We start from the raw sequence: 14,320 nt of genomic DNA, 5'->3' as shown, positions 1-14,320 counted from the left end.
GCCTTGCGGGCTGCCGGCGAAGGCAGCGGACATCAGGTTCAGAACAGCTCGACGGTGCCGGCGCCCATGCTCTGCTGGGCGACCGGCTTGTGCGGCGGGCGTTCCCACTCGCTGCGCAGTTCGCGCAGGCGGCTGCCGGTGCGCTGCAGGGCGGTGGCGATCTCTTCATCGAACACGCCGCCATTGCGGTGCAGCAGTTCCTGCAGGGCCACCGCTTCGCGGTTGATCGCGGTCAGGCGGTCCAGGTGGGTGTGCACGCCGCCCAGTGCCTGGGTGGCGATGTCTTCGAACTGCAGGGCGCGAACGGCTTCGGCCACGCTGCCGTCAATCGAGCGGGCGCAGTCGGACACTTCGCGCATGCCGTCGCCCAGCGAAGCATTGATCTGGGCCACGTTGTCGAGCATCGCCGCTGCTTCCTGGCGGGCTTCACGGGAGCGGTCCATGTCACGCGAGGCCATGTGCGAGACGGTCTCGCGCACCTTGGCGATGGCGTCCTTGGAGCTGTGCGCCAGCTTGCGGATCTGCTCGTTGAAGGTGGTCGAGCGCTCGGACAGGTTGCGGACCTCGTCGGCCACCACCGCGAAGCCACGACCGGCTTCACCGGCACGCGCGGCTTCAATGGCAGCGTTCAGGGCCAGCAGGTTGGTCTGGTCGGCAATCGACTTGACGTCTTCCAGCAGCGCGAAGATGCCATCCAGGTGCTGCGCCATCTGATCGATGTGCTGCACGGTGGTGCTGCTCTGGCCGCTCACCTGTTCCAGCGCTTCCACCAGCTGTTCCATGCGGTTGCTGGCGTGCTGGGCGAAACGGGCAACGTCGAGGCCGGCGCTGCCTTCATCGCCAGCGCGGTCAACGATGCGCGACAGGGCCTGGCTCTGCTGGCGCGACTTGCGGTTCATGGCATCGAAGCTGCCGCCGAGGCTGGAGACGGCCTGGCGGATCAGGTCGCGGGCGCGTTCCACTTCACCGCGCGAACCGTCGATCTCGTTGCCGACGAAGTTGCGCAGTTCGGTCAGCAGCTGGTCCTGTTCACGCAGGACACGGGCGTGTTCCGGGGAACGGTGCGCCTGGGCGCGGGTGGTCCACCACGCAAAGCCCAGCCAGCTCAGCGTCATCGTGGTCAGGATCGCCCAGCGCAGGGCGGCCGGCCATTCGAAACCGATGGCGAAGGGGAGCAGCAGGGTCAGAGCCAGGGGGGCGGCCAGACGGATGAAAATGCGTGAGTACATGGACGTTCTCGGGAGGTGCACGGAGGATGTATCGGCCGTACCCCCTTTCTCTTTAACGTCGATGTGCCTTGAAGTGCATTCTGAATGCGCCGGTTTTCCGGCGCCCTGGCGGCTTCAGGTTCAGAGCCCTTTCCGTGCCGGAAAGGGATCCGACCCCATGGCCTCACGCCAGCTGGCGATCCACGGCCTCGATCATCGCCTTGCGGCTGAACAGGAAGTCCCAGTAGCTGCCGCCCAGCTGGCGCCACAGCACCGCCGAGCGCACCGCGGCCAGCAGCAGGGCGCGGATCTCGGCCACCACGCCGGCCTGGCCCAGGTAGTGCGGGTTGCCCTGCACCATCACCCGCGGCTTGAGGTGGCTGATGGTGTCCGCGTACAGACCCCCCAGGTTGGCCAGCACGTCAGGATGGCCGCTGTCCCCCAGCTCGGTGGCCTGGCGCTGGGCGCGCTCGATGCCCGAGGCAACCTTGTTCACGGTGGTGCCGTCCTGCACGAAGCGGCGCTCAAGCTGCAGCACCGACAGGGCCAGCTTGGGCAGGACCGGGTCCTGGCCCTGGCTGCGGAAGTAGTTGTGCAGCAGGCGCAGGCCGGCCTTCAGAGCATGGCGGTCACCGAACACCTCCTGCGGCGAGGACGCGTCGACGCGGAACACGCTGTCCACGGCGGTGCGCACGGCGGCGGCGTCGGAATGGCCGGTATCGGCGATGCGGCGTACCTGCTGCAGGGCCTGGGCAATGCCGGCCAGGGCCAGGACGCGGTCGTCGACAGTGAAACTCATGCAGCGATTACCTCAAAAGGAGAAGGGGTGGTGCGCAGGCGCTGTTCCAGCGGTGCATCGGTGGCGGCGATCACCGCGCCACCCAGGCACACGTCACCGTCATACAGCACCAGTGATTGACCGGGGGTAACGGCGCGCTGCGGGCGCGCGAAGGTGACCAGCACGCTGCCATCCTCCAGCACCTCGACCGTACACGGCTCGTCGGGCTGGCGGTAGCGGGTCTGGGCGGTGCACTCAAAGCGCCGAGCCGGCGGCGCACCGGCAATCCAGTGCGCGGTTTCCGAACGCAGGCGCTCGGACAGCATCCACGGACTGTCGCGGTCCTGATCCACGTACAGCACGTTGCTGGCCACATCCTTGCCGACCACGTACCACGGCGCGGCCGGGCGTCCACGCACGCCGCCGATGTTCAGGCCTTCACGCTGGCCCAGGGTGAAATAGAACACGCCCGGATGTTCGGCGATCACGCTGCCGTCAGCCGGGTCGAGGATCTGGCCGGGCTTGGCCGGCAGGTAGCGGCCGAGGAACTCGCGGAAGTCGCGCTCGCCGATGAAACAGATGCCGGTGGAGTCCTTCTTGGCGTGGGTCGGCAGGCTGACGTCACGCGCGATCCGCCGCAGATCGGTCTTTTCCAGGTCGCCGATCGGGAACAGGGTCGCCGACAGCTGTTCCTGGCCCAGCTGGTGCAGGAAGTAGCTCTGGTCCTTGGAGCGGTCAGCACCACGCAGCAGCAGCCACTGGTGGCCGCGCTGGGCCACCCGTGCGTAGTGGCCGGTGGCGATGCGCTCGGCGCCCAGCTCGCGGGCAGCATCCAGGAAGTGCTTGAACTTCACTTCGCGGTTGCACAGCACATCCGGGTTCGGCGTGCGGCCCGCCGCATACTCGGCCAGGAAGTGCTCGAACACGCCCTGCCAGTACTCGCTGGAGAAATCGCGGAAGTGGAACGGAATGCCGAGCAGGCCGCAGACGGCTACCGCATCTCGGCGGTCGTCTTCGGCGCGGCAGTCGCCGCTGCCATCATCGGCCCAGTTCTGCATGAACAGTCCGGCCACGGCCTCGCCCTGCTGCACCAGGCGCCAGGCGGCGACCGAGGAGTCGACGCCGCCAGAGACGCCCACCATCACGCGCGGAGTGCTCATGCGACCTCCCGGACCAGCGAAAGCGGGTGGCGCTGGCCACCCAGGTAATCGGCCACCACCTGCCACACCAGCGGACTGCGCTGGCGCTCGCCGGCGGCCTGCAGCTCGGTCGGGGTCAGCCACAGGGCGCGGTCGATGCCGGTGTCCAGTGGCTGCGCCGGGTCGTGCGAGACCGGGCGCGCCGCGTAGCAGAAGCGCAGGAAGACGGTGCCGTCGCCGGCGGTCCACTGGTAGCAGCCAATGAAGTGGGTCAGCTGCACCGTCCAGCCGGTTTCCTCGCGGGTCTCGCGCAGGGCAGCCTCGGCCAGGCTTTCACCCCGCTCGAGGTGGCCGGCCGGCTGGTTCAGCACCCGCCTGCCATCGATGGTCTCTTCAACCAGCAGCACGCGGCCGCCGTCGACCACGACCGTGGCGACGGTGGCGTGTGGTGCCCAGCGCGGGTCCAGCGTGGCGTTCAACTCAGAATTCGTCCTGCTTGGTCAGTTCCAGCTCCATCGCGTCGGCGGTGCGGATGGCCGCATCGATGGCGTCGCTGAGCTGGTCGGCGGTGGCATCGGCGTCGATCTTCACCACGAACATGGCGGTGGTGTCCTGCTTTACCCAGCCGCCCATCTTGGCATCCTGCGAATCTTCCAGCAGGCGGTTGGCCACGGCCACCGGGAACTGCTTGGTCTTGGCGCTGTAAGCGGGCGACCAGATCTCGCGGATGTTGTGGGTGCCGAAATCCTCTACCGACGAACGCACATAGACCATCTGGGTGCGGTCACCCTCGACATCGAACACCATGCGATAGTCGCTGTCTTCGTCGACTTCGTAGGTGTAGCCCAGCTTGTCCAGGTGGCGCGCCACGGCCTTGTCGGCCTCGGGCGCGGCGGTGGCGGATCCAGCGGCGGCCAGGGCAATCAACAAGGCGGGAAGAAGGGTCCTTTTCATGAAGATCCTGTGAAACAGTGTGGAGAGAAGGTGCAATTGTGACGGTGGGCGTGCGTGCCGTCCAATCTGCGGCAGGCCGACGCAGGCTTGCCCGAGCCTCTATAATGGGCAGATGCCCCATGAGTCTTCCCCCGATTCCCAGCACGAGCACGGCGTTGCCGTAGAGCCCGCGCGTCCGGAAGTGGCGCCGCCGCCGTTCTACCAGGTGATGCTGCTCAACGACGACTACACCCCGATGGATTTCGTGGTGGATGTCCTGCAGCAGTTCTTCAGCATGGACCTGGACAAGGCCACGCAGGTGATGCTGCACGTCCATACCCGCGGCCGTGGCGTCTGCGGGGTGTTCACCCGCGAAGTGGCCGAGACCAAGGTCGCCCAGGTCAACGAGTATTCGCGGATGAACCAGCATCCACTGCTTTGCACGATGGAAAAGGCCTGACCGGCTGCCGATTCTCGTCCGGGCACGTCGATTCCGGACCCGGTGTGCCCACCAAGGTGGGCACCTGCCAGAGCAGAAGCCTGTAGAGCCGAGCCCACGCTCGGCTGCTGTTCACCCAGTCATCCAGATCTCTGCCAGCAGCAGCCGAGCACAGGCTCGGCTCTACAGCTGGATCAGGCCTCCGCCAGTGCCTCCAGCGCCATTTGCGCTACCGCCTCGTCGATGTCGGCCGGATCGCCGTCATCGCGGAACCACACCGCCGACAGCGCCATGCTGGCCGCGATCCAGCGCAGCAGGCGGACGCGCTCAAGGCCCGCCAGCGCGCTGACCTGATCGAGCCGTGCCGCAAACCGCTCGGGCCGGGTGGCCACGTGGATACCCGGGCCGCACAGGTCCGGATTGCTGAACAGCGTGGTGTAATCAAACGCGCGATCGCCCAGCAGCCGCTTCGGGTCGATCGCCAGCCACCCGCGTGCACCGAAATCCAGCACGTTGTCGTGGTGCAGGTCGCCGTGCAGCGGCTGGATCTCCTGTTCGTCCTGCAGCAGCCCTTCCGCCAGTGATCTGCACTGTTCCAGCAGTGGCGGCAGCACGGCCCTTGGCTGCAGCAGGTCGGCGAACCATGTACGCAGGCAGACCAGGTCCGCTGGAGGCGCGCTCCGTGGCCGGTGCAGCCGCTGCAGGACCTGGCACAGGATCGTGGTGCAGGTGTCGTCGTCGCCCTGGATCGAACGTTGCCGCAGCGAGTCGCCGCCGGCACGCTCGATCAGGATCGCCGGCCCCTCGTGGGCCAGCAGATGGGCGGCGCCGTCGCCAGCCCACCAGCGCAACAATTGATGGGCGTTCTGTTCCTCGGGTTCGTCGCTGACCTTCAGCATCGCCGGTTCGCCGGCAGCGGTCAGCACCGGCCAGAGGCGGGCGCGCGGCGTTTCGATGGCCTCGCCATCACGCCGCAATCGCCAGCGGCTCAGGTAGGGTTCGCTCATGCTGGGTGGGCTGTCCTGGAGTGAATGAAGATCAAGCAATCTGTACTGCTAACGCCATCTGAACGCAGCAATCCGCTAGGGTGATGGAAATCGCGTAGTCAGGCCGCATATTGTCCCCATCTGCCGCCGGAGTAATCCATGTTCAGCAAAGACCTCGAACACACCATCGGCCAGTGCTACAAGCGCGCCCGTGAGGCCCGGCATGAGTTCATGACGGTCGAACACCTGCTGTTGGCACTGCTCGACAACCCGTCCGCCCAGGCCGTACTGAAGGCCTGTGGTGCCGACGCCGAACGCCTGCGCCAGGAGCTGGAGCAGGCCATCGAGGCCTCCGTGTCCCGCCTGGCCGAAGATGACGGCCGCGATACCCAGCCGACGCTGGGCTTCCAGCGTGTGCTGCAGCGGGCCGTGTACCACGTGCAGTCCTCGGGCAAGAAGGAGGTTACCGGCGCCAATGTGCTGGTGGCCATCTTCGGCGAGAAGGACTCGCACGCCGTCTACTACCTCAACCAGCAGGACGTGACCCGGCTGGATGTGGTCAATTACCTGTCCCACGGCATCGCCAAGCTGGGCGAGGACGGCGAGCAGCCCTCTTCCTCCTCCGAGGGCGAGGGCCGCATCGAAGGCGGGGAGGGTGAACCCAAGGGTGACGCACTGACCGAGTTCGCCAGCAACCTCAACGAACAGGCGCGGGCCGGTCGCATCGACCCGCTGGTCGGCCGTGCCGACGAGATCGAGCGCACCATCCAGGTCCTGTGCCGCCGCCGCAAGAACAATCCGCTCTATGTTGGCGAGGCCGGCGTGGGCAAGACCGCCATCGCCGAGGGCCTGGCCCGCCGCATCGTCGAGGGGTCGGTGCCCGACGTGCTGGCCGACGCGGTGATCTACTCGCTCGACTTGGGCGCGCTGGTGGCCGGCACCAAGTACCGCGGCGACTTCGAGAAGCGCCTGAAGAGCGTGCTGACGGCACTGAAGAAGGTGCCCAACGCGGTGCTGTTCATCGACGAGATCCACACCATCATCGGTGCCGGCTCGGCGTCGGGCGGCACCATGGATGCTTCCAACCTGATCAAGCCGGCACTGGCCTCCGGCGAGCTGCGCTGCATCGGCTCGACCACCTTCCAGGAGTATCGCGGCATCTTCGAGAAGGACCGTGCGCTGGCCCGTCGCTTCCAGAAGATCGACATCGTCGAGCCGACCGTCGGCGAGACCTACGAGATCCTGCAGGGCCTGAAGTCCAAGTACGAACTGCATCATGGCGTCACCTACTCCGACGAGGCGCTGCGGGCTGCCGTTGATCTATCGGTGAAGCACATCGGCGACCGCCTGCTGCCGGACAAGGCCATCGACGTGATCGACGAGGCCGGTGCCCGCCAGCGCCTGCTGCCGGAAGGTCAGCGCAAGGAACTGATCGACGTCGAGGAAGTGGAGTCGATCGTGGCCAAGATGGCGCGTATCCCCACCAAACAGGTCAGTGCCACCGACAAGGATGTGCTGCAGCACCTGGAGCGCAACCTGAAGATGGTGATCTTCGGCCAGGACCCGGCCATCGAGACGCTGTCCTCGGCCATCAAGCTGGCCCGTTCGGGCCTGGGCAACCCGGAAAAGCCGATCGGCAACTTCCTCTTCGCCGGCCCCACCGGCGTGGGCAAGACCGAGGTGACCAAGCAGCTGGCGCTGCAGCTGGGCATCGAGCTGGTCCGGTTCGACATGTCCGAGTACATGGAGCCGCATTCGATCAGTCGCCTGATCGGTGCTCCCCCAGGCTACGTCGGCTTCGACCAGGGCGGTCTGCTCACCGAGAAGATCGTCAAGACGCCGCACTGCGTGCTGTTGCTGGACGAGATCGAGAAAGCGCACCCCGACATCTTCAACATCCTGTTGCAGGTGATGGACCGCGGCGTGCTGACCGATACCAATGGTCGAGAGGCCAACTTCAAGAACGTGGTGCTGGTGATGACCACCAATGCCGGCGCGGCGCAGGCTTCGCGCCGCTCGATCGGCTTTACCAAGCAGGACCACGCCACCGACGCGATGGAGACCATCCGCCGCAGCTTCACCCCGGAGTTCCGCAACCGTCTTGACGCGGTGGTGCAGTTCCAGGCGCTGGGCTTCGAGCACATCCTGCGCGTGGTCGACAAGTTCCTGATCGAGCTGGAGATGCTGCTGCAGGAAAAGCACGTCAGCCTGTCGGCCACGCCGACGGCGCGCGACTGGTTGGCCCACCACGGTTTCGATCCGCTGATGGGCGCCCGTCCGATGGCGCGCTTGATCCAGGACAGGATCAAGCGCCCGCTGGCCGACGAGCTGTTGTTCGGCAAGCTGGTCGAGGGTGGCAAGGTCAGCATCGACGTCCGCGACGACGAGCTGGTGGTCGAGGCCCAGGCCGAGCCGGAGCGGCTGCTGCCGGTCACGGTGGAATGAGCTGACGCCAGCGGCTTGGCGTGAAAGACTGGAAATGACAAGGGCGGCTTCGGTCGCCCTTGTTGTTGCGCCCCGTGTCGTTCTTCAATGGCTGGCCAAGTGCGAACTACTTCATGTCCTGCCAGTCTTGGGCGACCGACAGTTGGCACAGCGATCCTGCAGGTCGAGCGTTGGTCTTCACGCGCCAGCCTCCTGGCATCCCCGACAGGATGGCCTTGGCCGATGTGCTGGCGGATGTACACTCCGGCCATAGCCATGTGGCGACGAGCTGTTGGCGCCCCCTGCTGTCGCGGTACACAGCCCGGGAGCTGCCCGTCACCGGAATTTCGGCGGGGTCGCGCACGTTGCGGTGATCACCGAAGGCGATGGTGAGTGCACGCAGAGCGCCCTAGTACGGCAGCCACGATGTCGCTGGTGCGGGCCGATTGCGCTGGAGCCTTTGAGGTGGCGGGGGGTTCGGTGTGCGCGCAGGCAGTGGGGATCGCCCTCAGGAAGGCGAATCGATCGTCGACATGGGCCAGCCAATCTTGCCCGTCGCGCCTGAAGCTCAGCGCCGGCAATGACAGTCGCCACTGCCGGCTGCCGCCTTCATTCATCCGGGCGGTCGCTCCGGCCCTTGCCCGGCGTGCCTCGATGGTACCGGGGTCTTCGCCGCTGATGGGAAGCACCAGTAGATCATCGCAGTCGTTGCGGCCCTCCAGGAGCATCATCCGGGTGATGGGGCCCTTGAAGGGGGATGACGGGTCCTCGGTCCACCTGCGCAGCAGGTCGACGGTCTCCATGTTGCCGGAGGACGATGCGTAATGGATCTCATCATAGCGGGCGCTCGGCAATGCAAGTGGCACTGCTGCGAACATCTCCTGTAGCTCCCTGAAGCTGCTGTCTGCTGGTGGAGTGCCGCCAGCTCCGGCTGCTGCCAGGCAGAGGGTCGCGGCCAGAAAGGTTCGAGCAAGCGGGTCGAGCATCGGGTGTGCGGAGTTCATTGCCGCGGTGCGGCGGGGCCTGCATTCTTGACGGCGACTGCCCGCACCACCATGCAACGAGTTGTAAAAGCGTTGTGCTGGTGAGCAAGGGCGGCTTCGGCCGCCCTTGTCATCCATGGGGTCAGCGGCTGCGGCGGCGCGCTTCACGCTTGAACCGCTCGGCATCGATCGGCTCGATGCGCGCTACTTCGCAGCTGCCGCGGCCCGTATCCAGCTGGCTTCGGCCGTCACCGCACAGCTCGCCCGCTTCCTTGCCGTCGGTGTTGAAACCCAGGCGGGTGGCCAGTACGGCCGAAGGGCAGCTGTTGCGGAAGTGCACAACATAGTGGTCGGTGCCCGAGCGGAACAGGATGTTCTTGTCCGCACCGGCGCGAACGATCTGTTGCTCGCCGGACAGCTGCACGCATTGGACTGGAGGAGCGTCGGCTGCTCGCGCAGCGGGTGCCAGCAGGCTGGCGGCCGACAGGGCAAGGGGGATCAGCAGGGGGCGGATGTTCATGGAGGGCAGGGGATGGCGATCCGGACTGGATCGGATCCCACGATGCCGCTGCCGCTGCGAATGCGAATCTGCCGCAAGCAGGGCTGACCGACGTCACGGTGAGATCGGTCACGATGACCTTTGGCGCCCTGGATCGTCATCGGCGACGCTTGGCCACGACATTGTTCCGCGCACGACAAAGGGCCAGCAGCGAGGCCGGCCCTGTCGGAGTGGCGCAATGCGCCGACCGCTTACTTCATGCGGTAGGTGATACGACCCTTGGTCAGGTCGTACGGGGTCATTTCAACCTTGACCCGGTCACCGGTGAGGATGCGGATGTAGTTCTTGCGCATGCGGCCGGAGATGTGGGCGATGATTTCGTGCCCATTTTCCAGACGAACGCGGAAAGTGGTGTTCGGCAGCGTCTCGCTGACGGTGCCCTCGAACTCGATGGAATCGTCTTTCGACATGTAGTCCTGTGCGGTTCAGAAAACGGCCACGCTGGGCCTAAGGCGCGGTATTTTACGCGTGATGGGCCCGGCTTGCAAAGTTTGTGTTAACCCCCGGCCAAACGCCGTGCCGGCAAGCGTCCAACCGCCTGGGTCCAGGGGCCTGCATGGCCGTCACGGTGTACGGCCTGGCGGACGTGCTCCAGGAAGTCCGCGCGCGGCAGGTGCTCTGCGCCCATCCGCAGCAGGTGCGGATTCTCCACCTGGGCATCGATCAGTTCCCAGCCCCAGTCACGCAGGGTGGATGCGAGGCCGGCCAGGGCGACCTTGGAGCCGCCACTGGCGCCACTGAACATGCTCTCGCCGAAAAACATGGTGCCGATCGCGACGCCGTAGATGCCACCGACCAGAGTCTGCCGGTCCCAGACCTCGAAGGAATGGGCGAAGCCCAGATCGTGCAGCTGGCTGTAAGCCCCGACCATCGCTGGACTGATCCAGGTACCGTCCTGGCCGGGGCGGGGGGCCTCGGCACAGGCGCGCATCACCCGACTGAACGCGGTGTCGGCGGTGATCTCCCAGTCGCAGCCGCGCATCTGGCGACGGAAACGGCTGGATAGATGCACGCCCTCGGTGCGGAACACCATGCGCGGGTCCGGCGACCACCACAGGATCGGCTCGCCTTCGCTGAACCACGGAAAGATGCCGCCTGCGTAGGCGTTGAGCAGACGCACCGGATGCAGGTCGCCACCCACCGCGAGCAGGCCATTGGGTTGACGCAGTGCGGTCTCGGCCGGGGGGAAGGCGGCGTCCGGCGCATCGTCCAGACGCCAGGGCAGCTGGCGGGTCATGCCGGCATTGTATTCGTCGAGGTGATCGGTGATGTCTGGCAACATCACCCTCCAACGGCAAGGAGCCCCGCATGAGCGACCCGATCACCGCCATTCTCGACGTGCACGACGCCGCGCGCACGCGCAATGACAGCCAGAGCATGCTGCTGTCGCTGGCCAGCGAAGCTCCGCATCGGCTCGGCGAACTGCTGCGGCTGGCCATTGCCCGCCACTCACCCGGCTCGACCTTCCTCGATACCGCGCTGGATCTGCTGCCGGATGATGCCGTGGTGGCGGTCTGTACCGATGCCTGGCGCCGGTATCGTGACGGCGAGCGCGGCGAACTGCTGGGCAGCGTGGTGGAGTTCGCCAGCTTCCAGGCGCCCCGGGTGTTGCAGGAAGACTGGGAGGTGTTGCTGGAGGTGGCGGCTGAGGATGAGCTGCAACTGGCTTCACAGGTGTGGCGGACTTTGCCCTCTGCCATCGCTGCGCAGTGGGCGCAGATCCTCGCAGAAGCCGCTGACGATCGTGAGATGGCGCGGGCGAGGGTACTGTTGCTGGCGGCGCAGCCCGGGAGCTACGCCGCCGCGCGCGGCTATCTTGCCGACTGGGGGCGGTTGGACGCCGAGGTCTGGGCGCACTGGGCGGGCGTGGCCGATGGACCTCGGCCGCGACGCCTGCATGGGGAGCGGCCGCTGCACATCCGCTTCGGCCGTGATCAGCACCGCGCGCAGCAGGCGGACGAAGCAGGCTGGCGCAAGCGCATCTGGCGCCTGCACCCAACCTGGAATGGCGGGCAGGTGCATCACGCTGGGCAGATGGGAGGACCGCTGGACGCGCTGTGTGGCAGCTGCCATGCACCGCTGCAGCGCCTGCTGCGGACCGATGCTGCTGTGTTCCAGCCGGGTGCGGCGGGTGAGGTCACGCTGGGCCTGTGCCTGGACTGCTGCGGCTGGGAGGATCCTCCCGTACGTTTCTATCGCCACGATGCCACCGGCCTGCCCAGCTGCCACCCCAGCCAGCATCTGGAGGTGCCGGTCACGCCGACCGACAGCGGCGACCTGATGCCGGCCGAGGTGGGCCTGGCCGCCATGGACACCGCGCGCTGGCAGCAGCAGGACTGGGGACAGTCCAATCATCGGCAGAACCTGTCGCGCGTGGGTGGCGCGCCGAGCTGGGTACAGAGCGCTTTGTACCCGGCGTGCATCGATTGCGGCGAGGAGATGCCCTTCGTGATGCAGCTGGACTCGACGCTGCCGACCGCCGGTGGAGGTGCGCTGCTATGGGGTAGTGGCGGCATGCTCTACACATTCTGGTGCGCCAGGTGCCGGGTGAGCGGGCACTTCTGGCAGTGCACCTGAGTGCAGTGTTCCCGTCATCGCTCTGGCGGGTGCCAATCTTGGGCCTAATGCTCTGGTAGGTGCCAACCTTGGTTGGCACGCTTTTCCGCTACGTTCCTGCGCGGAACGGGCCATGTCCCTGCAGCTCCTGCTGGTAGCGACGCACATCGCGTCGCTCCTGCCGGCACCAGTCCCGTAGTGCTTCTGCAAAGTCCGCATCGGCCACCCGGTGCCGGCTCCGCACCAGCGTCGGCAGGAAGCCACGCGCCAGCTTGTGCTCGCCCTGCGCGCCCGGCTCGAAACGGGTCAGCCCTTCGCGCAGGCAGTATTCGATGCCCTGGTAGTAGCAGGCTTCGAAGTGCAGGCCGGGCAGCGTGGCGCCACCCCAGTAGCGGCCGTATAGCGTTTCGCCGCCGCGCAGGCACAGGGCGCCGGCGATCGGCTCACCGTCCTGTTCGGCCAGGAACAGCACCAGCCCGCGCCCCAGCGAGATCGCCAGGTGGCGCAGGAAGGCCTCGGTCAGGGCCGGGGCGTTGCCGTATTCGAGGAAGGTCTGCAGGTAGAAACGGTACATCGCCTGCAGGTCGGCGCGGCTCGCATCATGACCGTGTAGCACGCGGAAGGTGATGCCCTGCCGGCTGACCTTGGCCCGCTCCTGGCGGATGTTCTTGCGGTGTTTGTGGTTCATCGCGCCGAGGAACTGCTCGAACGTGATCCAGTCGCCCGGGTTCTGCCACTGGAACTGCACGTCCTCGCGCAGCAGCCAGTCGTCACCGAACAGGGCCTCATCGCCAGCGGTGTGGAAGTTGATGTGGGCCGAGGATACGTCCAGCGCGGGAAGCGCATCGCCCAATGCCGACAGCAGCGCGGCGCGCTCTGGATCGTTACGGGCCAGCAGTCGTGGGCCGGTGACCGGCGAATACGGCACCGCACCCAGCCATTTCGGGTAGTAGTCGCGGCCATGGCGGGCATAGGCGTTGGCCCAGGCATGGTCGAACACGAACTCGCCGTGCGAATTGGTCTTCAGATACCCCGGAATGGCGCCGACCAGGGTGTCGCCCTCCCATAGCGTGAAATGCCGGGGCTGCCAGCCCCAGTCCTCGCGCAGGCAGCCGTGCGCCTCCAGCCCGGCCAGGAAGGCGTGGCTGACGAACGGATTGCGGCCATCATGCAGGGCGTCCCAGTCGGCGGCGCCAATGGACTGCAGGGAATCGAGGAAGCGGGGCGAAGGCATGGGGGAAGGATAGGTCAGGTAAAACGAAAAGGCCGACGCGTTGGCGTCGGCCTTTGGTTCGAGTCGAGCATGGCTCGACGCTGCCGAAGCGGGTCAGCGTTTCAGCTGGCCTTGCCCTCGGCATCCAGGAAACGCTCGGCGTCCAGAGCGGCCATGCAGCCGAAACCGGCCGAGGTGATCGCCTGGCGGTAGTGCTGGTCGGCCACGTCGCCGGCGGCGAACACGCCTTCCACCGAAGTCTGGGTGGCGTTGCCGCCCAGGCCCGAGCGGATCTCCAGGTAGCCGTTGTTCATCGCCAGCTGGCCGTCGAACAGGGTGGTGTTCGGGTGGTGGCCGATGGCCACGAAGAAGCCGTGGGCGTCGATGTCGCGGGTGCTGCCGTCCAGGGTGGACTTCACGCGCACGCCGGTCACGCCGGCGTCGTTGCCCAGCACTTCCTCCACCTGGTGGTGCCAGACGGTCTCGATCCTGCCTTCGGCCACCTTCTTGAACAGCTTGTCCTGCATGATCTTTTCCGCCTTCAGGGTGTCGCGGCGGTGGACCAGGTAGACCTTGCGGGCGATGTTGGACAGGTACAGGGCCTCTTCCACGGCGGTGTTGCCGCCGCCCACCACGACCACGTCCTGGTCGCGGTAGAAGAAGCCGTCGCAGGTGGCGCAGGCGGACACGCCGCGGCCCTTGAAGGCTTCTTCGGTCGGGATGCCCAGGTACTTGGCGGTGGCGCCGGTGGCGATGATCAGCGCATCGCAGGTGTATTCGTGGCTGTCACCGATCAGCTTGAACGGGCGCTGGGACACGTCAGCGGTGTGGATGTGGTCGAAGATGACCTCGGTCTCGAAGCGCTCGGCGTGGGCCTGCATGCGTGCCATCAGGTCCGGGCCCATCAGGCCGTGGGCGTCACCCGGCCAGTTGTCCACCTCGGTGGTGGTCATCAGCTGGCCACCCTGCTGCAGGCCGGTGATGACGACCGGCTTCAGGTTGGCGCGGGCGGCGTAGACGGCGGCGGTCCAGCCGGCCGGGCCGGAACCGAGGATGACGAGACGCTGGTGGCGGGAGGGCAGGCTGGTGCTCATGTAGACTC

Annotated in this window: 15 protein-coding genes; 3 read left to right on the top strand and 12 right to left on the bottom strand. The window is 66.6% G+C overall.

Going from position 1 to position 14,320, the window contains the following annotated elements; genetic code table 11:
- Positions 1-38: 38 nt before the first annotated feature.
- The 5 genes from D7Y61_RS08850 to D7Y61_RS08830 all read right to left on the bottom strand — a co-directional run bounded on the left by D7Y61_RS08850 (position 39) and on the right by D7Y61_RS08830 (position 4,079).
- On the bottom strand, positions 39-1,229 hold the full coding sequence (locus tag D7Y61_RS08850) for a methyl-accepting chemotaxis protein (RefSeq protein WP_012510994.1): 1,191 nt from the start codon (positions 1,227-1,229) through the stop codon (positions 39-41).
- A 163-nt stretch (positions 1,230-1,392) separates the two neighbouring features.
- Complete coding sequence (hflD, locus tag D7Y61_RS08845; RefSeq protein ID WP_180865951.1) at positions 1,393-2,007, bottom strand: high frequency lysogenization protein HflD; 615 nt, start codon at positions 2,005-2,007, stop codon at positions 1,393-1,395.
- A complete protein-coding gene (mnmA, locus tag D7Y61_RS08840) occupies positions 2,004-3,146 on the bottom strand; it encodes a tRNA 2-thiouridine(34) synthase MnmA (protein WP_180865950.1) in 1,143 nt (380 codons plus the stop codon). Before mnmA ends, hflD begins: the two co-directional genes overlap by 4 nt.
- Positions 3,143-3,604: an NUDIX hydrolase gene (locus D7Y61_RS08835; protein WP_180865949.1), complete on the bottom strand. Its 462-nt coding sequence runs from the start codon at positions 3,602-3,604 to the stop codon at positions 3,143-3,145. Before D7Y61_RS08835 ends, mnmA begins: the two co-directional genes overlap by 4 nt.
- Position 3,605: 1 nt before the next feature.
- Complete coding sequence (locus tag D7Y61_RS08830) at positions 3,606-4,079, bottom strand: hypothetical protein (RefSeq protein ID WP_180865948.1); 474 nt, start codon at positions 4,077-4,079, stop codon at positions 3,606-3,608.
- A gap of 112 nt (positions 4,080-4,191) precedes the next feature.
- On the opposite strand from D7Y61_RS08830, the gene clpS reads away from it, so the two are divergent.
- Complete coding sequence (gene clpS / locus D7Y61_RS08825; protein WP_005416477.1) at positions 4,192-4,518, top strand: ATP-dependent Clp protease adapter ClpS; 327 nt, start codon at positions 4,192-4,194, stop codon at positions 4,516-4,518.
- Positions 4,519-4,691: 173 nt separating this feature from the next.
- Here the strand turns inward: clpS and D7Y61_RS08820 are convergent, their stop codons facing one another.
- Positions 4,692-5,504: an APH(6) family putative aminoglycoside O-phosphotransferase gene (locus D7Y61_RS08820; RefSeq protein ID WP_180865947.1), complete on the bottom strand. Its 813-nt coding sequence runs from the start codon at positions 5,502-5,504 to the stop codon at positions 4,692-4,694.
- Positions 5,505-5,642: 138 nt separating this feature from the next.
- Between D7Y61_RS08820 and clpA the strand changes: the two genes are divergently transcribed.
- Positions 5,643-7,928, top strand: a complete 2,286-nt coding sequence (gene clpA, locus D7Y61_RS08815; protein WP_180865946.1) for an ATP-dependent Clp protease ATP-binding subunit ClpA — start codon at positions 5,643-5,645, stop codon at positions 7,926-7,928.
- Positions 7,929-8,281: 353 nt separating this feature from the next.
- On the opposite strand, the gene D7Y61_RS08810 is transcribed toward clpA, so the two are convergent.
- From D7Y61_RS08810 to aat, 4 genes are all read right to left on the bottom strand, one after another.
- Positions 8,282-8,911: a hypothetical protein gene (locus D7Y61_RS08810; RefSeq protein ID WP_180865945.1), complete on the bottom strand. Its 630-nt coding sequence runs from the start codon at positions 8,909-8,911 to the stop codon at positions 8,282-8,284.
- A gap of 121 nt (positions 8,912-9,032) precedes the next feature.
- Positions 9,033-9,410 carry a hypothetical protein gene (locus tag D7Y61_RS08805; protein ID WP_180865944.1) on the bottom strand — a complete coding sequence of 126 codons (378 nt, stop codon included), beginning with the start codon at positions 9,408-9,410 and terminating at the stop codon, positions 9,033-9,035.
- Between the two features lie 230 nt (positions 9,411-9,640).
- Positions 9,641-9,859, bottom strand: a complete 219-nt coding sequence (infA, locus tag D7Y61_RS08800; RefSeq protein ID WP_005409596.1) for a translation initiation factor IF-1 — start codon at positions 9,857-9,859, stop codon at positions 9,641-9,643.
- Positions 9,860-9,945: 86 nt separating this feature from the next.
- A complete protein-coding gene (aat, locus tag D7Y61_RS08795; protein ID WP_180866009.1) occupies positions 9,946-10,686 on the bottom strand; it encodes a leucyl/phenylalanyl-tRNA--protein transferase in 741 nt (246 codons plus the stop codon).
- Between the two features lie 71 nt (positions 10,687-10,757).
- On the opposite strand from aat, the gene D7Y61_RS08790 reads away from it, so the two are divergent.
- Positions 10,758-12,026 (top strand): hypothetical protein, encoded by a 1,269-nt coding sequence (locus tag D7Y61_RS08790; protein ID WP_180865943.1) that lies wholly within the window; start codon positions 10,758-10,760, stop codon positions 12,024-12,026.
- An 88-nt stretch (positions 12,027-12,114) separates the two neighbouring features.
- Here the strand turns inward: D7Y61_RS08790 and D7Y61_RS08785 are convergent, their stop codons facing one another.
- On the bottom strand, positions 12,115-13,239 hold the full coding sequence (locus tag D7Y61_RS08785; RefSeq protein WP_180865942.1) for a GNAT family N-acetyltransferase: 1,125 nt from the start codon (positions 13,237-13,239) through the stop codon (positions 12,115-12,117).
- A 101-nt stretch (positions 13,240-13,340) separates the two neighbouring features.
- A complete protein-coding gene (gene trxB, locus D7Y61_RS08780) occupies positions 13,341-14,312 on the bottom strand; it encodes a thioredoxin-disulfide reductase (RefSeq protein WP_180865941.1) in 972 nt (323 codons plus the stop codon).
- Between the last annotated feature and the right edge of the window lie 8 nt (positions 14,313-14,320).

It is taken from the genome of Stenotrophomonas maltophilia, from assembly GCF_013464485.1.
GTDB classification, from domain to species: Bacteria; Pseudomonadota; Gammaproteobacteria; order Xanthomonadales; family Xanthomonadaceae; genus Stenotrophomonas; species Stenotrophomonas maltophilia_AW.
The sequence above is the reverse complement of the archived record's forward strand: the minus strand, read 5'-3'. Positions and strand labels throughout refer to the sequence as shown.